At 64.9% G+C, this 21,602-nt stretch carries 23 protein-coding genes; 14 read left to right on the plus strand and 9 right to left on the minus strand.

Features of this window, described 5'->3' with window-relative positions; genetic code table 11:
* Positions 1–132 precede the first annotated feature (132 nt).
* Both XM53_RS10700 and XM53_RS10705 read left to right on the plus strand, forming a co-directional pair.
* The gene (locus XM53_RS10700) at positions 133–618 is read left to right on the plus strand and encodes a VOC family protein (protein WP_057793125.1); all 486 of its coding nucleotides are present in this window, start codon (positions 133–135) and stop codon (positions 616–618) included.
* A gap of 56 nt (positions 619–674) precedes the next feature.
* Entirely contained in the window at positions 675–1,538 is an 864-nt protein-coding gene (locus XM53_RS10705; RefSeq protein WP_057793127.1) for a branched-chain amino acid aminotransferase, read from the plus strand.
* Positions 1,539–1,548: 10 nt separating this feature from the next.
* On the opposite strand, the gene XM53_RS10710 is transcribed toward XM53_RS10705, so the two are convergent.
* Complete coding sequence (locus tag XM53_RS10710) at positions 1,549–2,016, minus strand: DUF411 domain-containing protein (protein ID WP_057793128.1); 468 nt, start codon at positions 2,014–2,016, stop codon at positions 1,549–1,551.
* Between the two features lie 204 nt (positions 2,017–2,220).
* Between XM53_RS10710 and XM53_RS10715 the strand changes: the two genes are divergently transcribed.
* Positions 2,221–4,248, plus strand: a complete 2,028-nt coding sequence (locus XM53_RS10715) for an NADPH-dependent 2,4-dienoyl-CoA reductase (protein ID WP_057793130.1) — start codon at positions 2,221–2,223, stop codon at positions 4,246–4,248.
* A gap of 38 nt (positions 4,249–4,286) precedes the next feature.
* Positions 4,287–5,222: a zinc transporter ZntB gene (locus XM53_RS10720; RefSeq protein WP_057793132.1), complete on the plus strand. Its 936-nt coding sequence runs from the start codon at positions 4,287–4,289 to the stop codon at positions 5,220–5,222.
* Positions 5,223–5,228: 6 nt separating this feature from the next.
* On the opposite strand, the gene XM53_RS10725 is transcribed toward XM53_RS10720, so the two are convergent.
* Entirely contained in the window at positions 5,229–5,669 is a 441-nt protein-coding gene (locus XM53_RS10725) for a DUF4399 domain-containing protein (protein ID WP_057793134.1), read from the minus strand.
* A 244-nt stretch (positions 5,670–5,913) separates the two neighbouring features.
* Here XM53_RS10725 and XM53_RS10730 point away from each other — a divergent pair, with 244 nt between their 5' ends.
* Complete coding sequence (locus XM53_RS10730) at positions 5,914–6,819, plus strand: LysR family transcriptional regulator (protein ID WP_057793137.1); 906 nt, start codon at positions 5,914–5,916, stop codon at positions 6,817–6,819.
* Between the two features lie 66 nt (positions 6,820–6,885).
* On the opposite strand, the gene amrS is transcribed toward XM53_RS10730, so the two are convergent.
* Positions 6,886–7,947 carry an AmmeMemoRadiSam system radical SAM enzyme gene (amrS, locus tag XM53_RS10735; RefSeq protein ID WP_057793139.1) on the minus strand — a complete coding sequence of 354 codons (1,062 nt, stop codon included), beginning with the start codon at positions 7,945–7,947 and terminating at the stop codon, positions 6,886–6,888.
* Between the two features lie 54 nt (positions 7,948–8,001).
* Between amrS and amrB the strand changes: the two genes are divergently transcribed.
* On the plus strand, positions 8,002–9,384 hold the full coding sequence (gene amrB / locus XM53_RS10740) for an AmmeMemoRadiSam system protein B (protein WP_057793141.1): 1,383 nt from the start codon (positions 8,002–8,004) through the stop codon (positions 9,382–9,384).
* A gap of 4 nt (positions 9,385–9,388) precedes the next feature.
* Here the strand turns inward: amrB and XM53_RS10745 are convergent, their stop codons facing one another.
* Entirely contained in the window at positions 9,389–9,787 is a 399-nt protein-coding gene (locus XM53_RS10745) for a VOC family protein (RefSeq protein ID WP_057793143.1), read from the minus strand.
* 80 nt (positions 9,788–9,867) lie between these two features.
* Between XM53_RS10745 and XM53_RS10750 the strand changes: the two genes are divergently transcribed.
* Complete coding sequence (locus tag XM53_RS10750) at positions 9,868–10,656, plus strand: FAS1-like dehydratase domain-containing protein (RefSeq protein WP_057793145.1); 789 nt, start codon at positions 9,868–9,870, stop codon at positions 10,654–10,656.
* Here the strand turns inward: XM53_RS10750 and XM53_RS10755 are convergent, their stop codons facing one another.
* On the minus strand, positions 10,657–11,700 hold the full coding sequence (locus tag XM53_RS10755; RefSeq protein WP_057793147.1) for an NAD(P)/FAD-dependent oxidoreductase: 1,044 nt from the start codon (positions 11,698–11,700) through the stop codon (positions 10,657–10,659). It lies immediately after the preceding gene.
* 61 nt (positions 11,701–11,761) lie between these two features.
* Between XM53_RS10755 and mnmD the strand changes: the two genes are divergently transcribed.
* From mnmD to XM53_RS10775, 4 genes are all read left to right on the plus strand, one after another.
* Positions 11,762–12,430, plus strand: coding sequence for a tRNA (5-methylaminomethyl-2-thiouridine)(34)-methyltransferase MnmD (gene mnmD / locus XM53_RS10760; protein ID WP_057793149.1), 669 nt, complete (start codon positions 11,762–11,764; stop codon positions 12,428–12,430).
* A gap of 2 nt (positions 12,431–12,432) precedes the next feature.
* Complete coding sequence (locus tag XM53_RS10765) at positions 12,433–13,299, plus strand: DMT family transporter (protein ID WP_057793150.1); 867 nt, start codon at positions 12,433–12,435, stop codon at positions 13,297–13,299.
* A 74-nt stretch (positions 13,300–13,373) separates the two neighbouring features.
* Positions 13,374–13,757 (plus strand): hypothetical protein, encoded by a 384-nt coding sequence (locus XM53_RS10770; RefSeq protein WP_057793152.1) that lies wholly within the window; start codon positions 13,374–13,376, stop codon positions 13,755–13,757.
* A 130-nt stretch (positions 13,758–13,887) separates the two neighbouring features.
* Entirely contained in the window at positions 13,888–14,358 is a 471-nt protein-coding gene (locus XM53_RS10775; protein WP_057793154.1) for a copper chaperone PCu(A)C, read from the plus strand.
* Between the two features lie 54 nt (positions 14,359–14,412).
* Here XM53_RS10775 and XM53_RS10780 read toward each other — a convergent pair whose 3' ends face one another.
* Complete coding sequence (locus XM53_RS10780; RefSeq protein ID WP_236544470.1) at positions 14,413–16,482, minus strand: lytic transglycosylase domain-containing protein; 2,070 nt, start codon at positions 16,480–16,482, stop codon at positions 14,413–14,415.
* 150 nt (positions 16,483–16,632) lie between these two features.
* On the opposite strand from XM53_RS10780, the gene dapA reads away from it, so the two are divergent.
* Positions 16,633–17,508, plus strand: coding sequence for a 4-hydroxy-tetrahydrodipicolinate synthase (dapA, locus tag XM53_RS10785; RefSeq protein WP_057793155.1), 876 nt, complete (start codon positions 16,633–16,635; stop codon positions 17,506–17,508).
* Between the two features lie 11 nt (positions 17,509–17,519).
* Positions 17,520–18,005 carry a flavodoxin family protein gene (locus tag XM53_RS10790; protein ID WP_057793157.1) on the plus strand — a complete coding sequence of 162 codons (486 nt, stop codon included), beginning with the start codon at positions 17,520–17,522 and terminating at the stop codon, positions 18,003–18,005.
* A 1-nt stretch (position 18,006) separates the two neighbouring features.
* Here the strand turns inward: XM53_RS10790 and XM53_RS10795 are convergent, their stop codons facing one another.
* From XM53_RS10795 to yghU, 3 genes are all read right to left on the minus strand, one after another.
* Positions 18,007–18,723, minus strand: coding sequence for an NYN domain-containing protein (locus XM53_RS10795; protein ID WP_057793159.1), 717 nt, complete (start codon positions 18,721–18,723; stop codon positions 18,007–18,009).
* Between the two features lie 114 nt (positions 18,724–18,837).
* Entirely contained in the window at positions 18,838–19,977 is a 1,140-nt protein-coding gene (locus XM53_RS10800; protein WP_057793161.1) for a M48 family metallopeptidase, read from the minus strand.
* Positions 19,978–20,123: 146 nt separating this feature from the next.
* A complete protein-coding gene (gene yghU / locus XM53_RS10805) occupies positions 20,124–20,993 on the minus strand; it encodes a glutathione-dependent disulfide-bond oxidoreductase (RefSeq protein WP_057793163.1) in 870 nt (289 codons plus the stop codon).
* 204 nt (positions 20,994–21,197) lie between these two features.
* Here yghU and XM53_RS10810 point away from each other — a divergent pair, with 204 nt between their 5' ends.
* Positions 21,198–21,485 carry an I78 family peptidase inhibitor gene (locus tag XM53_RS10810; protein WP_057793166.1) on the plus strand — a complete coding sequence of 96 codons (288 nt, stop codon included), beginning with the start codon at positions 21,198–21,200 and terminating at the stop codon, positions 21,483–21,485.
* Positions 21,486–21,602: the final 117 nt, after the last annotated feature.

Raw genomic sequence — 21,602 nt, forward strand, 5'->3', positions numbered from 1 at the left:
CTCAAACACCCCGGAGTACTTTCAGAACGATGAAAGCCCTGTGTGTTTGCGCACCGTCTCTGCGTCAGGGTACGGAATTGCCTGAAGCCTGAAACTGGCCCATTTCTGCGGCAAGCAAGAAAGGGTCATATCATGGCATTCACAACGCATCCCGAAACCCGCATCGGCCACGTACACCTGCGTGTTGCCGATCTCGAGCGCGCCATCGGCTTCTATTCCGGCGTTCTGGGTTTCGAATTGCAACAACGCTACGGCACCGAGGCCGCCTTTCTGTCCGCGGGCGGCTATCACCATCATATCGGCCTGAACACTTGGGACAGCAAGGGCGGCACACCGCCTCCGCCGGGGCATACCGGGCTATACCACACGGCTTTTCTCTATCCCGACCGCAAGGCGCTGGCGCAGGTTCTGAAACGCGTTCTGGAGGCCGGCATCCAGTTGGAGGGCGCCGCCGATCACGGGGTCAGCGAGGCGGTCTACCTGTCTGATCCGGATGGCAACGGCGTCGAGCTCTACCGTGACCGCGCGCCCGAGGACTGGCCGCGCGACGCCACTGGCAACCTCAGGATGGTAAACACCCGGCTGGATCTAGAGGCGCTGCTGGCTGAGGCGGACTGACCCCTCTGGACCCTGCCGCGCCCCCGGCTTAGGCTCCGCGCCAAAGGGAGGCGACCATGGCCACAGGCAGCAATATCCGGACCTATTTCGACGGCACTTGGCATGACGGCGACATCCCCGTGATGCGCGCCGCCGATCATGGCATGTGGTTGGGCTCCAACGTCTTTGACGGCGCCCGCTTCGCCCATGGCCTGACCCCAGACCTCGACCGGCACTGCGCCCGGGTGAACGCCTCGGCCGAGGCGCTGATGGTCACGCCCAGCGTCACGACCGACGATATGGTCGAGATAGTCCAAGAGGGCCTGAAAGCCTACGCTTCCGACGCGGCGGTGTACATCCGCCCCATGTACTGGGCGATTGAAGGCGGCATGTCGGCCATCGTGCCCAAAGAAGGCGGCGCGACCGGATTTGCCATCAGCCTCGAAGAAATCCCGATGGCCCCGCCCGAGCATTCCGCCACCATCACCCGCACGCGCTTTCGCCGCCCGGTGCTTGAGGACGCGGTGGTCAACGCCAAGGCTGCCTGCCTTTACCCCAATAACGCCCGGATGTTGGCCGAGGCGAAATCCAAGGGCTTCACCAACGCGCTGGTGGCCGACGCGCTTGGCAACGTGGCCGAGGCCGCCACTGCAAACGCCTTTGCCGTCAAGGATGGCGAGGTCTTCACGCCCGTGCCCAACGGCACCTTCCTGGCCGGGATCACCCGCGCGCGGCATATCGAAAACCTGCGCGCCGATGGCTTCACCGTGCATGAATGCGTCCTGTCCTTCGAGGATTTCCACGACGCCGACGAGGTCTTCCTGTCGGGCAACATGATGAAGGTCACACCGGTCACGGCGTTTGACGACACCAATTACCAGATCGGCCCGGTCACCCGCCGCGTGCGCGAGATGTACTGGGATTGGGCGGCCAGCGCCTGAGCCCGGTGGTTCAGGCCGCCGCGTCGTAGCTGGAAAAGACCTCGGTGCTGCCGCCCCGCAGGATCAGGTGCACGTCATAGGCCTCGCGCCGGTCCTCCGGTCCCATCCCCGGCGAGCCGTAGGGCATCCCCGGCACCGCAAGGCCCACCGCGTCGGGGCGCTCGTCCAGCAGGCGGCGGATATCGGCGGGCGGCACGTGACCTTCGATCATGTACCCGTCGACCTTGGCCGTGTGGCACGAGATCATCTGCTGCGGAATGCCATTGTCGATCTTGTAGCGCGACAGGATCGTGCCGAACGCATCCTCGCTGGTCACGGCAAAGCCGTCGCCTTGCAAAATCTCCATCCACGCGCCGCAGCAGCCACAGTTGGGATCTTTCATCACGTGAATGGCCGGGCCGGATTGCGCCAGACCGGCGAGCGGGGCCGTGGCCACCAGACCGGCGGCACCGGCGAGAAGGTTGCGTCGGGTCAGCATAGGCGGTCTCCTTGCATATTTGGTTGGCGCGAAGTTTGGACAGGATCACACACTGTCGTCAACCACTCGCCCCCGCACCTGGCATCACATCCGGGTGACCCGTTCCGCCGCCTAACGCAGCGTCGGACGTGACAATCGCGGCTGACGTGACCATGGTGCGCGTCAACCTACGTTTTGATCCGAACGTCCCCCGGGAGGCCGCACATGACCCAATACCCGCACCTGCTCGCCCCGCTCGATCTGGGCCACGTCACGCTGAAGAACCGCGTGCTGATGGGCTCGATGCACACCGGCCTGGAAGAGACCAAGGACTGGAATCGCGTGGCCGAATTCTATGCCGCCCGCGCCCGTGGCGGTGTGTCCCTGATGGTCACCGGCGGCATGGCGCCCAATCGCGAGGGCGGGGTCTTTCCCGGCGCGGCGGGGCTCTTCAACGATCAGGACATCGCCAACCACAAGGTGGTCACAGACCGGGTGCACGAGGCCGGCAGCCTGATCGCCATGCAGATCCTTCATGCGGGCCGCTATGCCTACGGCAATGAATGCGTCGCCCCCTCGCCCATCAAGTCGCCCATCTCGCCCTTTCCGCCGAAAGAGCTGGACGAAGACGGCATCGAGAAACAGATCGCCGATATCGTCACCGCCGCCGCCCGCGCCCGCGAGGCCGGCTATGACGGGGTCGAGATCATGGGCTCCGAGGGGTATTTCATTAACCAGTTCCTCGTGCGCCACACCAACAAGCGCGAGGATCGCTGGGGCGGGTCCTACGAAAACCGGATGCGTCTGCCGCTGGAAATCGTGCGCCGCGTGCGAGAGGCGGTCGGCTCCGATTTCGTCCTGATCTACCGCCTGTCGATGATCGACCTCGTGCCCGAAGGCTCGACTTTCGACGAGGTGCTGCAACTGGCGAAGGAGGTCGAAAAGGCAGGGGCCAGCATCATCAACACCGGCATCGGCTGGCACGAGGCGCGCGTGCCCACCATCGTCACATCCGTGCCGCGCGCGGCCTTCACCTGGGTCACGAAAAAGCTGATGGGGCACGTGGGCATCCCGGTCATCACCTCGAACCGGATCAACACGCCGCAAGTGGCCGAGGACGTGCTGGCCGACGGCTGCGCCGACATGGTGTCGATGGCCCGCCCCTTCCTGGCCGATGCGGAGTTCGTCAAGAAGGCCGTCGAAGGCCGCGCCGACACAATCGCGCCCTGCATCGCCTGCAACCAGGCCTGCTTGGACCACACATTTTCGGGCAAAATCTCGACCTGCCTCGTGAACCCGCGCGCCTGCTATGAAACCGAGTTGCCGATCACGCCGGCCGACACCCCCAAGACCGTGGCCGTGGTCGGTGCCGGTCCCGCGGGGCTTTCCACCGCGATCACGGCAGCCCAGCGCGGCCATGACGTGACGCTCTTCGACCGCGACACGCAGATCGGCGGCCAGCTCAACATGGCCAAGCAGATCCCCGGCAAGGAGGAATTCTTCGGCCTTGTCGAATGGTACGATACCATGCTGAAGGAAACCGGCGTGACCGTGACACTGGGCCATGATGTGCAGGCCGACGACCTGATTGGCTTTGACGAGGTGGTCATCGCCACCGGCGTACTGCCCCGCGACCCGGAAATCGAAGGCCAGGATGGCGACAACACGCTCAGCTATATCGACGTGCTGAAGCACAAGAAGCCGGCGGGCAAGCGCGTGGCCATCATCGGCGCCGGCGGCATCGGGTTCGATGTGGCCGAGTTTCTGGTGCACGAGGGCGAAAGCCCGACCGAGAACCTAAAGGAATGGAAAGAGGAATGGGGCGTCGGCGACCCCGCGCAAACCCCCGGCGGGCTTGCCCCCGAAGGCCCGCAGCCCGACGCACCCGCCCGCGCCGTCACTCTGTTGCAGCGCAAGTCCGAGCGCGTGGGCAAGCGGCTGGGCAAAACCACCGGCTGGATCCACCGCGCGTCGCTAAGAATGAAGAATGTCGAGATGGTCGGCGGCATCAATTACGAACGCATAGACCCCACAGGCCTTGTTGTCTCGAACGGCGAAGCTCGCGAAGACCCGCGCACGCTGGAGGTCGACACCATCGTGCTGTGCGCCGGACAGGTCAGCGAACGCAGCCTTGCCGACGCGCTCGAGGCCAAGGGCATCGCCTGTCACGTGATCGGCGGCGCGGACGTGGCCGCCGAACTCGACGCCAAGCGCGCTATCGACCAGGGCACCCGGCTGGCGGCGTCTCTATAGGCCTTGCCGCCGGTATTTCCCGGCTCTAGGTTCCAGCCATGCCAGTTTGCGCCTTTGATATCGCCCCCGATGGCACCGCCCGCCCTGCCTCGGAAACCATCCCGGACGAGGGCTATGCCTGGTGGCATTTCGACCTTGCCGAACCCGATCTTCCGGACTGGCTCGAGGCGCATGTCCCCGCAATTCCGGCCACAGCACTTCTGGCCGCCGAGACCCGACCGCGCTGCGATCGCTACGGCGATGGACTGATGCTGAACCTGCGCGGCGTCAACCTCAACGCAGACGGCCCCGCCGATCAAATGGTTGCCGTGCGCATGTGGGTGACCGACCGCCTGGTCGTGACGGTGCGCAAGCGCCGGGTCTTCGCCATCGATGCCATTCGCGAGGACGCGGCCGCCGGAACCGCCCCCGCCAGCCCCATCGCCTTTGTCCATGACCTCGCACAGCGGCTAATGACCCGCGTTCAGGACACGGTTTTCGACCTCAGTCGCCGCGTGGACGACATGGAAGACAGCGTCGAGGATGACGACGAAGACCCGCCAGAGGATCTGGCCGAAGAACAACGCATGGCGATCCGCCTGCGCCGATACCTCGCCCCGCAGCGCGACGCGCTGATCGCCCTCGTCGGCACCGACAGCGAGCTTGTCACCTCCGATGCCCGTGCCCGCCTGCGCGAATTGGGCAACCTGGCAAAGCTGGCGGTCGAGGAACTGGAATCGATGATCGGCCGGATGGACGCCGTGCAGGACCATCACGCCACGCAAGCCGACCAGCGGCAGAACCGCAACGGCTATATCCTGTCGATCGTGGCCGCCGTGTTCCTGCCGCTGGGCTTCATCACCGGGCTGTTCGGCGTGAACGTGGCGGGGATGCCCGGCGTGGACACCCCCTGGGCTTTCGCGGCCCTGTGCATCGGGCTGGTTGTCCTGACCTTTGGCGCGATCTGGATTCTGCGAAAGCTGAAGTGGATCTGACCGAGGTTACTCGACCGTGATCGTGATCTGCTCCGACGTGACCGGCGGGTCATGCGGCACGTGGTTCATGTCGCCCAGCACCAGTTGCAGCGTGTGCTCGCCCGGCTCCAGATCCAGTTCGACCTCGGTCTGGCCGCCGCCGAAATGAACATGGTTTTCATCCGCCGGAAGTGCGTTCTGCAGCTCTTCTTCGCCATCGGGGCCTTCGCCCAGGGGCGCACGGTCAACCAGGATGTGATGATGCCCGGTATTCTCTTTCTCGGTACCGGCAGGCGCCACACCCATACCGCTCAGGCCGAAGACGACCTTCACAGGGGCCGACACGGTCGCACCGTCCTCGAGGTTGACGAAATAGACCTCGGCGCCCTCCGGGGCCGGTGTGCTTTGGGCAAAGGCCATCGAGGCGGTCAGCGCCAGAGCGGCAGCGGTCTTGGTAAACAGTTTCATGAGAGCTCTCCCTTGTTCGGATCCCGCAGGGGCCCGCGTCTCGTGAACGGCCCTGCGACGCTTCTAGACATGGGCCGCGCCGTCGCCGCGACAAGACTACATGCGCCGGTGCATCATGCGAAAGCCGTTTCCGGGCCACGAACGATCCACCACAAAACCAAGATATTGTCTGGCCCGCGCCGCAGTTGTGCCTGAATTTCCCGCGATACCTTCAACTCAACAAGAAACGACGAGGGTATCGAGAATGGATCGCCTTACCGAAATGGAGGCCTTTGCGACCGTCGTGGACCAGGGTGGGTTCACCGACGCGGCGCGCAAGATGGGCATCTCCAAGTCCGCCGTATCCAAGCACGTCTCGTCGCTTGAGGCACGTCTGGGCGCGCGCCTGCTGAACCGGACCACCCGCCGGGTCAGCCCGACGGAAATCGGCCTGGCCTATTACGACCGTGCCCTGCGGGTTCTGAACGACGCAGGCGAGGCCGACGCGCTGGTCAGTTCGATGCAGTCCGATCCCTCGGGCCTTTTGCGCATCTCGGTGGCCACCGACTTTGGCGTGAACCATCTCAGCCCGATCCTTGGCCGGTTCCTTGACGATTTCCCGGATATCACCGTCAACATGGTGCTCAACAACCGCTATGTGGAGTTGATCTCGGAAGGCTTTGACATGGCAATCCGCATCGGCGAGCTGGAAGACAGCACGCTGCGTGCCCGCAAGCTGACCGAGACCACCAAGCGCATGATCGCCAGCCCGGCCTACCTGCAAAAGCACGGCCGCCCCGGCAAGATCGACGATCTGAATGAACACAAGCTTCTGCACTATTCCAGCCAGTCCAACGGCTCGGTCTGGAAGCTGACCGCGCCCTCGGGCGAAAAGCGCCAGGTCCGCACCGCGGGCGGCCTGTCGGTCAATGACGGTCAGTCGCTGCTCAATGCCGCCATCTCGGGTCTCGGCATCGCCTACCTGCCAAGCTTTCTTTACGCCAATGCGATGAAGGACGGGCACGTGGTCGACGTGATCCCGGACCTGCCGATGGAGACCCAAGGCATTTACGCGGTCTATCCCCCGGGCCGCTTTACACAGCCCAAGGTCCGCGCCTTCATCGACTTCCTCGTCCATGCCTTCGCCGAGAAGGGCCCGACGGACTGGTAAGATTTTCCTCCGCCTGCCAGGCAACCTGACCCCGGGTGGCGCGCCACCCGGGGCCTTTTGGCATTCTCACGCCATGCGCAGCGGCAGCCGCTTGCGCCCCCATTCCCCCGGCGGGCCGTCTATCACACCGGGAAAACGCGTGCCGCAGGTGACGCAGCCGCCGAAATCGTCCAGCTTCCAGTCCGACAGCGCGTGCCAGTCCCGCCCGATCACGCGGTCCCCGCACCCGGCGCAATAGCTCGACTGCGCATCGGGGTGATGCGCGTTGCCGATATAGACATGCCGCAGCCCCGCCTGATGTGCCACGTCCCGCGCCCGCAGCAAGGTCTCCAGCGGCGTGCGCGCGTGCGACAGCATCCGGTGATCGGGATGAAAGGCCGTAAAGTGTAGCGGCACGTCCGGCCCGCAGGTCTCCATCACCCAGGACGACAGCGCCTCCAGCTCCGCCGCGCTGTCATTCTCGCCGGGGATCAGCAGCGTCGTCAGCTCGACCCAGCACTCGGTCTCGTTCACCGCATAATCGATCGTCTCCAGCACCGGTGCGATCCCTGACCCGGTCAGCTTGCGATAGAACCTTTCGGTAAATCCCTTGAGGTCGATATTCGCCGCATCCATCGCACCGAAGAACTCTGCCCGTGGTGCGTCGCAGACATACCCCGCCGTCACCGCCACGCTTTTGATACCCGCCTCGCGACAGGCAGCGGCGGTGTCCAGCGCATATTCGTGAAAGATCACCGGGTCATTATACGTGAACGCCACCGAGGCACAGCCTTCTGCCCGCGCCACTTGGGCAATCTTTTCCGGTGCCGCCTCATGCGCCAGTCTATCGACCTCGCGGCTTTTGGATATCTCGTGGTTCTGGCAGAACTTGCACGCCAGGTTGCACCCCGCCGTGCCGAAGCTCAGCACCGGCGTACCGGGCAGGAAATGATTCAGCGGCTTTTTCTCGATCGGGTCGATGCAGAACCCGGTCGAGCGCCCGTAGGTGTCCAGCACCATCCGGTCGCCCTGCCGCATCCGCACGAAACACATGCCGCGCTGCCCGTCCCGCAAGGTGCAAAAGCGCGGGCACAAGGTGCAGCGCAGCCGGCCATCGCTTTCAGTCTCCCAGAATCGCGCGGGGTGCATCGCCGGTCGTTTTCCTCCATGATCCTGACGACAAGATAGGGATGCGACCCTCAAATGAACAGTGAACCCGACCTCCTCATGCGCCAGCCCGCCACTGCCGGAACCTTCTATCCGGCAGACGCGCAAGTGCTCTGGTCCGAGGTCGAAAGCTGCATCACCCGTGGCACCAGCAGCTGGCGGCCCGAAGGCTCGGTGCCCCTTGCGATCATCTCGCCCCATGCGGGCTATCGCTTTTCCGGCTGGCTGACCGGCGTGGCGTGGCGCGCCACTGCCCGTGGGCGGCCCTCGACGATCGTCGTCCTGTCGCCGTCTCATGCGCACGCTTTCGACGGCATCGCCCTGCCCTCGCAAAAAGGCTACGCGATGCCCGGCTTCGACGTGATGATCGACCGGCCCGCCGCCAACAGCCTCGTGCAGGCCGGGCTGGCCCATGTCGAGGATCCCGCCCATGACCGCGAGCACGGGATCGAAACGCAGCTTGCTTTCCTGCACCGCCTGCATCCCCGCGCCAAGGTGGTGCCGCTCGTTATCGGCAATGCGCCGCAAGAGCAGGTTGCCGCAGCCATTGACCACCTCACCGCTGACGGCCAGCCGCTTTTCGTCCTGTCCAGCGATCTCAGCCATTTCCTGCCCCGCGACGCGGCGGACGCCAAGGATGCGGAGACCGCAAAGCTGCTGGAAACCGCCCAGGGCACGACGCTGACCTCCCGCCATGCCTGCGGCGCCGCCGCCATCACTGGCTTTCTCGCCTCGGCCACGGGCGCGGGCCTGCGCGTCGCCCGTCTGGCCATGGCCTCCAGCGCGGATGTCACCGGCGACACGTCGCGTACCGTTGGCTACGGCGCGTGGGCGCTATTCGACACCACCGACGAGGTCATCATCCCGCGCCACCGCGAGATGCTGCTCAGGGCCGCCCGCCAGACGCTGGAGTCCTTCACCAAGCGCGGCAAACCTCCAAAGTTGGATGAAACCAGCTTCCCCCAGGCACTGCGCGGCCACGCCGCCAGCTTCATCACCCTGCAACAGGACGGACGCCTGCGCGGCTGCATCGGCTCGCTCACAGCACATCGACCCCTTGTCCGCGATATGTCCGAAAACACGGTCAAGGCCGCCTCCGCCGACCCGCGCTTCGCGCCCGTGACCGCCGAAGAAGTCCCCGGCCTGCGCCTCAAGATAGCCGTTCTGTCCCCCTCCGCGCCAATGACGTTTTCAGGCGCGTCCGACCTTCTGTCACAACTGACGCCCCACCGCGACGGTCTGATCCTGCGCGACGGGGCCAAACGCGGCATCTTCCTGCCGATGGTCTGGGAGAGCCTGCCCGACCCCGCCGAATTCCTGAGAGCATTGAAGGTCAAGGCGGGCCTGCCCAAGGATCACTGGAGCGACACGCTGGAAATCCACCGTTTCTGCGCCGAAAGCTTTGCCGAGCCGGACTAGGCGCTCAACCGGCGTTGGAAATCTCGATCAGGTTACCATCCGGGTCGCGTATGTAGATCGAGGTCAGCGGCCCCGTCGCCCCGGTCCGCGGCACCGGCCCTTCCTCGACCGTCACGCCCTGCACGGCCAGATGCGCCTGCCAGTCAGCCAGCGGCACAACGCTCAGGAAACACAGGTCCGCCGTCCCGGGCGCGGGATATGCCGCCTTCGGCTCGAACTCCGCCCCCGCCTTGTGCAGGTTGACCTTCTGCGCCCCGAATTTCAGCGCCCACCGCCGCGACCCGTCGGCAGGGGTGAAAGCCTCCGCGCTCATGCCCAGAACATCGGTGTAGAACGCCACCGTCACATCGATATCTGCCACGGTCAGCACCAAATGGTCCAGCGATGTCACTCGGGGCGGCATGGGAATTCCTTTCGTCGCAGGCATTGTCTTTTCACGCGGCGCCAGCATAGACATACGCCGAAACCGGATGGCAGGCCAACATGACAGACGCCACGCAAACCCTTCACGATCCAATCGACCCGGCCCGCGCCCGCGCGCTTCAGGCAACACTGGGTGAAACCCCGACCGTGCAGGCTGGCGACGCCCTACCGCCCTTCTTTCACCAGATCTATTTCTGGGACCCGCAGGTGCCCGACGACCTTGGCCGCGACGGGCATCCGAAACTGGGCGGCGTCATCCCCGACATGGGCCTGCCCCGGCGCATGTGGGCCGGCGGGCAACTGGAATTCCACGCCCCCTTCCGCGCGGGCCAGCCCGCCACGCGCCGCACCACCCGCGAAAAGGCCCAGCACAAACAGGGCCGCAGCGGCCCACTGGCCTTCGTCACCCTGCGCCACGAAATCTGGCAAGACGACACCTGTTGCATCACCGAGCATCAGGACCTCGTCTATCGCGAGGATGAGACGGGCCAAAAACCGCAACCGCCCCGCGCTCCCGACGGCGCGGTGAAAACCCGCACGGTCAGCTTCGACAGCACGCTTCTCTTCCGCTACTCCGCGCTCACCTTCAACGGCCACCGCATCCACTACGATGACGCGTATGCCCGCAACGTCGAAGGCTATGACGGCCTCGTCGTCCACGGCCCCCTGCTGGCGCATCACCTGATGCAGATGGCCGCTGCCGAGCTGGGCGGGCTGAAACGCTTCAGCTTCCGCGCGACCAGCCCCCTGATGCACTTTGAGACAGCAGAACTCTGCTGGGGCGAGGACGGAAAATGCTGGGTGCGCGGCCCCGACGGCCGGCAATGCATGTCCGCGCAGGCGGGCTGATCAGCCCGGTTTCGGCAAAGACGCCTCGGGCCTGAACACCGCCGGAATCGTGTCCCGCCCGTCCAGTACGAGGTCCGCCATCACCTGCGCCACCTTAGGGGCCATGCCGAACCCGATCTTGAAGCCGCCATTTGCGATGAACTCATCCGGGTAAAGCGGATGCACCCCCAGCATTGGCGCCCGCGACCGCGCCCTTGGCCGCACTCCGGCCCACCGTTCGACGACCTGCGCGTCCCGCAATGCCGGCACCGCCGCGCGGGCACGGGCCAGCACCTCGTCCAGTTGCGCGTCCGTGTCCGTCGCGCTGTCATACTCTCTCTCCGAGGTCGATCCCACGGCGGTCGTCCCGTTGCGATGAAAGATCACGTGCAGCGTGTCGGCAAAGACCTGCGGCGCGTCCGGCGCCGCGAAATCCAGCACCGCGCCCTGACCTTTCACCCCATTGCCCACCGGCGCGCCCAGCTTGTGGGACAACTCGGCAAATCCGGCAACGCCCGTGGCATGGACCACACGGCCCGTCGCTTTGCCTTCGGCCAGGATCTCTCCGCCTCGCGCCAAGATGGCCGCCGCCAGTGCCCGGCAACCTTCACGCGGATGCAACCGCGCCGACAGCGTGTCAAATATCAGCAACCCCGTAGGCGTGACCGGCGCATGAGCCACCGTATCCGCCGTCACCACCTGCCATGTTGCGCACTCGCCCCATAATTCACCTGCCGTGATTTCCCGCTGCCGTGCCAGAGCGAGTCCGGCCTCGTCCGCCACCGGCTGCACCCGGCCCGTCCGCGCATAGCCCGAGGGCAGGCCTGACACCTGCGCCACCTCGGCCCAGAACGCCTCGGCCATCAGCAGGCTGTCCAGCTGAAACGCCTTCTTCTCGTTCCAGTTCTCGGGCACGTGCGGCGCCAACGCACCCACCACGCCACCCGACGCCCCCGCGCCCACGCCGCCGGGGTCGATCACCCGCACCTTCGCACCCCGCGACTGGCAGGTGAAGGCGATGGAAAGGCCGAAGATCCCGGCGCCGTAGATGGTGACGTCTGCCATTGTCATTTCCCCTGCCCGACGGCATGGTCGCCGGGATTTTCCCTGAGTACCGGAAGGCGCGATGCAGGACCAGCAGGCAGAACTGGAATGGCGCGACGGCGACGTGCCCGTCTCCACCCGGTTCGACGATCCGTATTTCAGCCTGGAAAACGGCCTGGCCGAAACGCGCCACGTCTTTCTGGACGGCAACGACCTGCCCGCCCGGTTCCGCGACGGGTTTCACGTGGCCGAGCTGGGTTTCGGCACCGGGCTGAACTTCCTGACCGCACTTCAGGCATGGCGCGCGGCGGGCGTGCCCGGCACCCTGCATTTCACCAGTTTCGAGGCGTTCCCGATGGAGCCCGCACAAATCGCGCGCGCGCTTTCGGTCTTTTACGACTTGCCGTTCGAGGCGCTCGAACTGGAACGCGGCGGACCCTTCAACGAGCCTCTGACCGGCCCCGATTTCGCCCTGCGCATCATGATTGGCGACGCCCGCGCCACCCTGCCCGGCTGGGACGGGATGGCCGACGCCTGGTTCCTCGACGGCTTTTCTCCGGCAAAGAACCCCGAGCTGTGGGAAGAGGCCCTGATGCGGCAAGTGGGCGAGCACACCATACCGGGCGGCACCGCCGCCACCTATACCGCGGCGGGCTTTGTCCGGCGCGGATTGCAAGCCGCCGGGTTTGAAGTTGCCCGCGTTCCGGGATACGGGCGCAAGCGGCACATGACCCGCGCAAGGAAGATCTGACCATGGCAGAGCAGAACACCCGTCTCGGCATCCTGATGATGGTGACGACCACCTTCATCTTCTCGGTGCAGGACGGCATCTCGCAATATCTGGCGCGGGAATACAACGTGCTGATGATCGTGATGATCCGCTACTGGTTCTTCGCGGCCTTCGTGATGACCGTGGCCAGCCGCACCGCCGGCGGCCTGCGCGCCGCCGCCCGCACGGATCAGCCACTGGTACAAGGCTTTCGCGCCGTGCTGCTGGTGGCCGAGATCTGCGTGATGATCTTCGGCTTCACCCTCTTGGGGTTGGTCGAAAGCCACGCCGTCTTCGCCTGCTACCCGCTGCTGATCGCCGCTCTCTCCGGCCCGGTGCTGGGCGAAAGCGTCGGCTGGCGCCGCTGGGCGGCCATTGGCGTGGGCTTCGTCGGCGTCATCATCATCCTGCAACCGGGCTTCGGCGTCTTCCAGCCCGAGGCGATCGTGCCGCTGATCGCGGCCCTGATGTTCGCACTCTACGGTCTGCTCACACGCTACGTCGGCCGACGCGACAGCGCCGCGACCAGCTTTTTCTGGACCGGCACCGTGGGCTCGGTGGCCATGACCGCCGTCGGCCTATGGTTCTGGGAGCCGATGTCGGCCTACAACTGGCTCTGGATGGCCGCGCTTTGCGTCACCGGTGCGGCGGGGCACTACACGCTCATCAAGTGCTACGAGGTGGCTGAGGCCAGCGCGGTGCAGCCCTTCGCCTACCTGCAACTGGTCTTTGCCAGCACCATCGGCATCCTGGTCTTTTCCGAAACCATACGCCTCAACGTGGCGCTTGGCGCGGGGCTAATCGTGGCTGCGGGGCTTTTCACGCTCTGGCGCCAGCGGTTGCGCGGCTAGTGCGGCATTTCACCGGGCTTTTCCAAGCGGCGATCCCACTGTATCAACGCGGCTGAACGGCAAGGAAACACCTCATGCACATGGCGCGAGACATGACGGCGATCTGCAAGGCGGCCCTCACTGTGCTGCTCGCGCTGTTCATCGCGATCCGCGTCGTGGCCCAGCCCACGATCCTCGCCGCGCCGGAGCCGGGGGTGATGGCGCTCTGCTCTGGCGGGCAGATCGTCTATGTCTCGATGGAAACCGGCCTGCCGGTGAAAAACGACGGCGAAACCGGCCTGCTGGCCGATCCGTGCCCGTTCTTCGGCGTGACCGCCTTCGACCTGGCCGTGGACCAGACTCGGCCAACGCCGTTGCAGCTGCCGGGCGCGCTCGCGCTCGTGCAGACCCACAGATCTCGGCCTGTTCCCGGCGCACCGGTTCAGAACGCCGCCCGCGCCCCGCCCCTGTCGGCCTGATCCAGTGCGGGCACCGCCGTGGTGCCACTTCCCCAGGCGATCCACGCAGGCGGGCTTCGGCCCGGCGCGTTTTCACACCACATCCGGCACGCGGCCGATGGCCCGCGCCACCACACCACAGGAAACCGACATGAAAACCCTTCTTATCCTTGCATCCGCCCTGATCCTTTCGACGGGCATCGCCACCGCGCATGATTACACGGTGGGCAATCTGGAAATCATGCACCCAATGGCGTTCGAGACGCCCAAAATGGCCAAGGCCGGCGCCGGTTTTCTCACCATTACCAACACTGGCGACACAGACGACGTACTGCTCGAGGTGCGTGCCGACTTCCCCAAAGTCGAGGTCCACACCACCGAGGAATCCGACGGCGTCGCCAGAATGATGCATGTCGACAATTTGCCTATTCCGGCTGGCGAAACAGTCGAACTCGCCCCCGGCGGGTATCACGTGATGTTTATGGGGCTGGAGGCGCCGTTCGAAGACGGCCAGAAAATTCCGGCGACGCTGATATTTGAAAACGCCGGCGAGGTCGAGGTCACGTTCAATGTCGAAGTCCGCCCGGAAGACGGCGAAAGCATGGACCACTCCAACCACTGATCCGCGCAGACCGCGGGTCGGAACGGATACCGCCCTGCGCCAGGCGTCATCGCATCAATCCACCGTCGGTGAAAGCGTGCTGCCGACAAGTTCCTGCGAAAACGGCACCGGGTGCGGCTCTTTCCCCAGCCGCGCCCGATAGACCGGCAGGCTCTCGGCCACGCGCATGACGTAATTCCGCGTCTCGTTGAAGGGAATATGCTCGATCCAGTCGATGATATCGCCACCCTCTTGCCGCGGGTCGCCGAACTGCGTCATCCAGCGCGGCGGGCGCGCGGGCCCGGCGTTGTAGGCCGCCGCCATCATGATGACGTTTCCTTCGAACTGCGATGCCATCTGCGCCAGATAGGCCGACCCCAGGCGGGCGTTATAGGCCCAGTCGTCGAACACACGCGACCGCGTATGGTCGGTCTCGCCCAGCCGCCGCGCCACCTCGGCAGCGGTGCCCGGCATCAGCTGCATCAGGCCCATCGCGCCCGCGCCGCTGGCCACGCCCTGGTCGAACTCGCTTTCGCGCCGCGCGATCGCCAACGCCAGCTCCATCGGCACTGGCAGGTCCAGCTCGTGCATCGGGTGCAACGGGTAATAGGGCGCGGACAGGGTGATCCCGCGCTGCGCGGCCGCCTTGCCCACCATCACCTGAAGGTGCGGCGAGCCCACATCGTCCATCGCCTGCCCCAGCTGTCTCAAAGGTTGCAGGTCCAGCGTATCGGCCAGATGAGTGAAGAACCGTTCGGCCAGTGACACGCGCCCGTTGGCCAGCGCCAGCACCCCGGCCTGAAACACCTCTCCTTGCGCAAACTCCGCCTCGCGCCAGTCGGGAAAGCTCTGTCGCCCGTTCAGCGCCCGGTCGAACGGGAACCCGCCGCGCTCGGCGGCCAGCAGCCCGTAAAAGCTGGTCTGGTGCAGCGCGCCCAGCTCATACGCGATCTTGGCCGCCGCCTCGTTGCCCGCCGCCTCCTGCGCCCGGCCCAGCCAGTATCCGGCCCGGCCCAGCGAAATCGGAGTCTCGACGCCGTCCATGAACCGCTGGAAATGGAAAATCGCCAGGTCCGGATCGCCCAGGTCGGTCAGCGCGATGAACCCCGCCAGCCACTCCAGGTCGGCGAAATGCGAGCCTTCCACCAGCCCGTGCACCGACGCCAGGTCATAGGCGGTGCGCGCCGCCCCATCGCGCATCCGGTCGCGCGCCAGTTCCCGCCGCCAGCCGGCCCAGCGCTCGGCATCGCCCAATCCGTTCCCCTCCAGCCGGCTTTGGCGCAAGATCAGCTTGATCGCCTCGTCGGGACGGTCTTTTCGGATATGGCGGTTGTAAAGCGCATAGGCGATGTGCGGATTGCTCTGCGCCGCTTCGGGCAGCAGCGCCAGTCGCTTGTCGGCACCGTCCGCATCCGCCTCGATCATCAGCCGGGTCTCGGCGATTTCGCGCGTGTCCTCATCGACCAGCGGCAGCATCTGCTGCACGTCCCGCAGCCCCCGCCACAGCGCCATGTCCAGCCGCGCCGCGTGATGCGGCTTCAACAGCTCGGGCCGCGCGCGCAGAAACGCCTGATGCTCGGCGGTCGACAAATCCAGCGTCCGCCATGCCAGCACGATCGCCACATCGGCATCACCGGGCCGGTCGGCCTTCTGCAACGCGCGGGCGTATGACAGCGCGCCAAGGCCCGAGTGCGGCACCCGGTCCTCGTAAAATGTGATAATCTCTTCCGGCGAGGCGTCGATCATCGCCACCTCGGCCTGCGTGTGCAGATAATCCAGCCCCGGCCAATCTGCGTGATCCTTCAGAAACGCCAGGATCTCGCCCGGCGTGCCCTCGCCCGCCCGCAACCGGTGCCATTCGATCAGCGTCACTCCCGCTGGCCCGGCTCGTTCCGCAAGCTGCGCCGCTGTCGTCCAGCGCCCTGCCAGCATCGCGTCGAATGCGCTCGACAGCGGACGCGGCGGCACGCGCGGCGCGGGAGCCACCATCACGGTTTGCTCCACCTCCTCTGTACCCGCCTCGGGTACGGCTTCGGCGGCAGGCTCCGCCTGGTCCACGTCCTCCGATTGGGCCACCACCGGCAGTGGCCACAGCAAGGCCATCAAGGCCACGACAAGTCTTGAAACGCTGAACATCTCTTGCATTTTCCCGGGCCAGCGACGATAGACACAGCCAGCCTAGTTTCAAGGGGACGGATCGTCCATTCACAAGCTGGGCAACGCCGCGGCACGATTGCGTGTTCCACCGCGGTCATCCACCAGCCCTTGGGGCTAAGACATAAAGAGGAGCGTATCATGTTCAAAGGATCATTTCCTGCCTTGGTCACGCCGTTCAAGAACGGCGAGCTGGATCTCGATACGCTCAAGAAACTTGTGGAATGGCATATTGCCGAGGGCAGCCACGGCCTCGTGCCCGTCGGCACCACCGGCGAAAGCCCCACGCTCAGCCATACCGAGCATGAAACCGTCGTGTCCGAAGTGGTGCGCGCCGTCAACGGCCGCATTCCGGTGATCGCGGGCGCTGGCAGCAACAACACGCTCGAATCGATCCGCTTCATCCAGCACGCCGAAGAGGTGGGCGCGGATGCGGCCCTCGTGGTGACGCCCTATTACAACAAGCCCACCCAGCGTGGCCTGATCGCTCATTTCACCGCGCTGCACGATTGCTGCAACCTGCCGATCATCATCTACAACATTCCCGGCCGGTCCATGGTGGACATGCTGCCCGACACGATGGGCGAGCTGGCCAAGCTGCCGCGCATCGTCGGCGTCAAGGACGCCACCGGCGATCTGGCCCGCGTCAGCCATCAGCGCATGACCTGCGGCAAGGATTTCTGCCAGATCTCGGGCGAGGACGCGACCGCGCACGGCTTCAACGCCCAGGGCGGCGTCGGCGTGATCACCGTCACCGGCAACGTCGCCCCCCGCATGGTGGCCGAGGTCCAGAACGCCACGCTAGCCGGCGACTACGCCAAGGCGCTGGAAATCCAGGACCGGCTGATGCCGCTGCACAAGGCGATCTTCACCGAGCCTGGCCTCGTGGGCGCGAAATACGCCCTGTCGCGGCTGGGTCTGTGCAGTGACGAGGTGCGCTCGCCGCTGACCGACCTCAGCGACGAGACCAAGGCGATGGTCGATGACGGCTTGCGCCATGCCGGGCTGATGAACTAGGCCTCGGGCCAATGGCCGAACTTCTGATCGTGTATCACTCCAAGACCGGCGGCAGCCGCCAAATGGCGGAGGCCGCCGCAGACGCCGCGCGGGACGAAACCACAACAACGCTACAGACCGCCGAAGAGACCGGGCCGGACGATCTGCTGCGCGCCGATGGCTATATCTTCTGCGCGCCGGAAAACCTGGCCGCCATCGCCGGTATGATGAAGGACTTCTTCGACCGCTGCTATTACCCCGTGTTGGGCCGGATCGAGGGGCGCCCCTATGCCCAGATGGTCTGTGCCGGGTCCGACGGCACCAACGCCCAGAAACAGATCGCCCGCATCGCCCAGGGCTGGCGGCTGAAGGCGGTGCAGGAGCCTTTCATCATCTGCACCCACGCCCAGACACCAGAGCAGATCCTGGCCGACAAACACCTGTCCGAGGATGACCTCGCCCCGTGCCGCGAACTGGGGCAAGCTTTGGGTGCCGGCCTGGAAATGGGCGCGTTCTAGTCTAGTCGACCCGGCGCACCAGCATCTGGTTGCCCGGCCCCGATTTCGTCTCAAACACTTTCAGCTTGCCCACGAGATCGCTCAGCTTTTTCTCGCCATAGGTCCGCGTGTCGAAATCCGGCTTGTCCGCCTGTATCTGCTGGCCAATCCGGCCCAACGGGTACCATTCGCCTTCCTGGTCGATCTTCTCCATCGCGTCGAAGATCAGGTTGCGCGCGTTGGCCGCGGACTTGGAATCCAGCCCCGCCTTGGACTTGGTGCGCGCGGACGATCCCACCTCCTGATAGATGTTCTCGATCGCCACGAACCGGTTGCAGGCGTTCTTCAGCGCATCGGGCGCCTTGGCCTCGCCGATGCCGATCACCGTCAGGCCCTGTTCGCGGATGCGGCTGGCCAGCCGGGTGAAATCGCTGTCCGACGAGACCAGCACGAACCCGTCGAAATGCCCTGCGTGCAGGATGTCCATCGCGTCGATCACCAGCCCGATATCGGATGCGTTCTTGCCCTTGGTATTCGCCGTCTGCTGGTGTTGCACCAGCCCCAGGTTCTGCGCCGTCTTGGTCCACCCGCTCAGCTGTTGGCTGGACCAGTCGCCATAGACCCGCCGCAGCCCCGGCTCGCCATAGCTGGTGACTTCCTTCAGGATCGCATCCGCGTATTTCGACGGTACGTTGTCGGCGTCGATCAGGACGGCAAGCAGGTTTGAACGGTCGGGCATGGCAACTCCTTTTTCAGGGCGCACCCTGCCCTATCCGCCCCTTGGGCGAAAGCCGATTGTGCCGGGTGCCATTTTCTTCGCAGAAGAAAATCCTCCGAATTTCCCGCGCCCTGCTCAGCGGTTGACCTCGAACTCGTAAAGGTCCTCCATCAGCCTGGCGCCCAGAGCGTCCTTGATCGGCTGAAGCTCTGCATCTATCGCCGCGAAATCCACATCCTCCGCGTCCAGCGGCGCGTCATCGAACGGCGACAATGACGCGACGAACTCGGCCCGCAGCGCCGTGGGCGGGTGCGAATTGTCGACCCGGCGTTTTTCCCGCGCCGCATCGGCCATCAGGCGCACTTTCAGGTCCGTCGGCGCATCGGACACCGCGGCCCCCATGTGATCGAAGATACGACCGCCGCGATCCTCCTTGTAGGGGTAAAGATCGATGATGCTGCGCTCGGCCAGAATGGCGCACATGATCTTTTCCAGCGAGGAAATCTCACTCGCGGCCCCCGCCGTGCGCGCAGCGGCGGCGTCCGCACGGTACTCCGCTCGCTGGGATTCAAAGAAAGACATCCCACGCAGCAGGCGCTCGAACGTTTCGATGATGACAGCCGCGACCCCTTGCACCAGCGTCGCGCCGCCGAACAGCCCCTCTTGTTCCAACTCGAACGTATCCCGCCAGTTCTCCAGCACGGAAATCGCGCGCAGGAACACGCCCTGCCGCATCGGATCGTCGTTCACCTTGTGCGCCATCTCGTGCGCCAGCAGGCCGATACGTTCCTGCGGTGTCAGCGCCATCCAAAGCGGCAAGCCCAGGCCCAGGATCCACTCCTGCCGCCGCCCCCAGCGCGTGATCGGGAATTGCCCCATATAGGCGTTGAACGCGATGTTGACATGTACGCCGTCGGGCGGCGTCGTGCCCAGACGCTCGGCAATCCGGTCCAGCAGCGCAAAAAGCGCCGGCAGATCGGCCCTGCGCAGCGTCTGATCGGTGTTTCTGGCCTTGGGTGGCAACAGCGTAACGCCGAACCCTATCAGGATCAGACCCACAAGGATCGGCAATACGCGGGGAAAGGTGACCGCGATCAGAACAACGCCGGCCCCCATGACGATGAACGGTGTCGCAAGAAACACCACGGACAGAACCCAACCGACCGCCAGCCTCGGGGTTATCCTGGGCTTCGAATGATCGACCTCGCGCCGCGCCTGCGCCAGAAGAGCGTCGGCATGGCGTTCCTGCCAACGGTCAATCAGCCGGTCGATCACGGCGGCGTACCTTTTCTGCGATGCGTCTCGCTCAGGCTAAGCCAGTGTCGCACATCCGGCAAGCGCGCAGCCGCGAGCCGAATTTTCTTCGCAGAAGAAAATCCGGCCCCGGATCACAAGAATATTCTGCGAATATTCCCGGGCTCTCAGCCCTTGTCGCCGATCTTGTCCTGGGTCTTGGTCTGGAAATCCGACGCGTCGTGACGTTCCCACAACTGCTCGTGCGGTTCACCCATCGTACGGTTCACCATGCGTCCGCGCTGTACGGTCGGACGGTCCAGGATCTTCTCGGCCCAGGCCACCACGTTCTTGTATTCATGGACGCTCAGGAACTTGGCCGCATTGTATTGCCGCCCCAGCGCCAGATTGCCGTACCATGGCCAGATCGCCATGTCGGCGATGCTGTAATCCTGACCTGCGATATAGGGCCGATCCGCCAGCCGCTGGTCCAGCACGTCCAACTGCCGCTTGGTTTCCATCGCGAAGCGGTTGATCGGATACTCGTACTTCTCAGGCGCGTAGGCGTAGAAATGGCCAAAGCCGCCGCCCAGATAAGGCGCGCTGCCCATCTGCCACATCAGCCAGTTCATCACCTCGGTCCGTTGCGGGCCGGACTTTGGCAGGAACGCCCCGAACTTCTCCGCCAGGTGGATCAGGATAGAGCCGGATTCGAACACGTTGATCGGCTCGGACCCCGAGCGGTCCACCATCGCGGGGATCTTGGAGTTGGGGTTCACCTCGACAAAACCCGAGCCGAACTGATCGCCATCGCCGATCCGGATGAGCCAGGCGTCGTATTCCGCGTCATGCCCCTCGGCCAGAAGCTCCTCGAACATCACCGTCACCTTCACCCCGTTGGGCGTGCCCATCGAGTAAAGCTGGAAGGGATGCTCGCCCACCGGCAGGTCCTTGTCATGCGTCGCCCCGGCGATGGGCCGGTTGGTCGAGGCGAAGGTGCCGCCGTTCTCGGCGTCCCAGGTCCAGACTTCGGGCGGGGTGTAGGTATCGTCGGTCATAACGGGCTCTCGCTTTGTCTTGCTGTTCCTGCAAAGAGCTAACCGACCGCAGCGGCAATGCAAGGTGCAGCGCTGCACAGATTTCTGTGCAAGACCGTCGTCGCCGAAAAAGACGCCAATTATTTGCACGCATGGTCTTGGGGGTTGCACAGGCCTTACGCTTTGGCCAATGCTGCCCCGGACGACGCGAAGGAGACATGAAAGATGCGGTTTTTGGCAATAGCGGCACTGGCGACCCTTGCGGCCTGCGGGCCGGCCGTTACCGACGATGGCGTGCCTTCGCGCGCCGAAGAGGAGGGCCCCGACATCTGCATGGCCGCCGACCACGCCGCCCTTGTGGGCCAGCCGATTGACACCTTCGACCAGTCCGCATTGGACCAGCCCGTGCGCATCATTCCGCCCGGCGGGATCGTGACGATGGAATACAATCCCAAGCGGCTGAACGTCGATCTGGACAGCGACAATACCATCGTGCGCTTCTGGTGCGGATAAGCCCGCGCCACAGCACCTGAGTCCCAACCAACGCCCCGGCCCGGCTGCCATTCTTGGCTTGCGCTTATTTCAACGAAGTTGATACTGCCTCGCCAGTAATGTTTGATTTCGCACAAA

The organism is Roseovarius atlanticus (assembly GCF_001441615.1).
GTDB classification, from domain to species: Bacteria; Pseudomonadota; Alphaproteobacteria; order Rhodobacterales; family Rhodobacteraceae; genus Roseovarius; species Roseovarius atlanticus.

What these genes read in the sequence shown, in the direction of transcription:
- XM53_RS10700 (WP_057793125.1), top strand. Translation starts at nt 133, where the DNA reads ATGGCATTCACAACGCATCCCGAAACCCGCATCGGCCACGTACACCTG.
- XM53_RS10705 (WP_057793127.1), top strand. Translation starts at nt 675, where the DNA reads ATGGCCACAGGCAGCAATATCCGGACCTATTTCGACGGCACTTGGCAT.
- XM53_RS10710 (WP_057793128.1), bottom strand. Translation starts at nt 2,016, where the DNA reads ATGCTGACCCGACGCAACCTTCTCGCCGGTGCCGCCGGTCTGGTGGCC.
- XM53_RS10715 (WP_057793130.1), top strand. Translation starts at nt 2,221, where the DNA reads ATGACCCAATACCCGCACCTGCTCGCCCCGCTCGATCTGGGCCACGTC.
- XM53_RS10720 (WP_057793132.1), top strand. Translation starts at nt 4,287, where the DNA reads ATGCCAGTTTGCGCCTTTGATATCGCCCCCGATGGCACCGCCCGCCCT.
- XM53_RS10725 (WP_057793134.1), bottom strand. Translation starts at nt 5,669, where the DNA reads ATGAAACTGTTTACCAAGACCGCTGCCGCTCTGGCGCTGACCGCCTCG.
- XM53_RS10730 (WP_057793137.1), top strand. Translation starts at nt 5,914, where the DNA reads ATGGATCGCCTTACCGAAATGGAGGCCTTTGCGACCGTCGTGGACCAG.
- amrS (WP_057793139.1), bottom strand. Translation starts at nt 7,947, where the DNA reads ATGCACCCCGCGCGATTCTGGGAGACTGAAAGCGATGGCCGGCTGCGC.
- amrB (WP_057793141.1), top strand. Translation starts at nt 8,002, where the DNA reads ATGAACAGTGAACCCGACCTCCTCATGCGCCAGCCCGCCACTGCCGGA.
- XM53_RS10745 (WP_057793143.1), bottom strand. Translation starts at nt 9,787, where the DNA reads ATGCCGCCCCGAGTGACATCGCTGGACCATTTGGTGCTGACCGTGGCA.
- XM53_RS10750 (WP_057793145.1), top strand. Translation starts at nt 9,868, where the DNA reads ATGACAGACGCCACGCAAACCCTTCACGATCCAATCGACCCGGCCCGC.
- XM53_RS10755 (WP_057793147.1), bottom strand. Translation starts at nt 11,700, where the DNA reads ATGGCAGACGTCACCATCTACGGCGCCGGGATCTTCGGCCTTTCCATC.
- mnmD (WP_057793149.1), top strand. Translation starts at nt 11,762, where the DNA reads ATGCAGGACCAGCAGGCAGAACTGGAATGGCGCGACGGCGACGTGCCC.
- XM53_RS10765 (WP_057793150.1), top strand. Translation starts at nt 12,433, where the DNA reads ATGGCAGAGCAGAACACCCGTCTCGGCATCCTGATGATGGTGACGACC.
- XM53_RS10770 (WP_057793152.1), top strand. Translation starts at nt 13,374, where the DNA reads ATGCACATGGCGCGAGACATGACGGCGATCTGCAAGGCGGCCCTCACT.
- XM53_RS10775 (WP_057793154.1), top strand. Translation starts at nt 13,888, where the DNA reads ATGAAAACCCTTCTTATCCTTGCATCCGCCCTGATCCTTTCGACGGGC.
- XM53_RS10780 (WP_236544470.1), bottom strand. Translation starts at nt 16,482, where the DNA reads ATGCAAGAGATGTTCAGCGTTTCAAGACTTGTCGTGGCCTTGATGGCC.
- dapA (WP_057793155.1), top strand. Translation starts at nt 16,633, where the DNA reads ATGTTCAAAGGATCATTTCCTGCCTTGGTCACGCCGTTCAAGAACGGC.
- XM53_RS10790 (WP_057793157.1), top strand. Translation starts at nt 17,520, where the DNA reads ATGGCCGAACTTCTGATCGTGTATCACTCCAAGACCGGCGGCAGCCGC.
- XM53_RS10795 (WP_057793159.1), bottom strand. Translation starts at nt 18,723, where the DNA reads ATGCCCGACCGTTCAAACCTGCTTGCCGTCCTGATCGACGCCGACAAC.
- yghU (WP_057793163.1), bottom strand. Translation starts at nt 20,993, where the DNA reads ATGACCGACGATACCTACACCCCGCCCGAAGTCTGGACCTGGGACGCC.
- XM53_RS10810 (WP_057793166.1), top strand. Translation starts at nt 21,198, where the DNA reads ATGCGGTTTTTGGCAATAGCGGCACTGGCGACCCTTGCGGCCTGCGGG.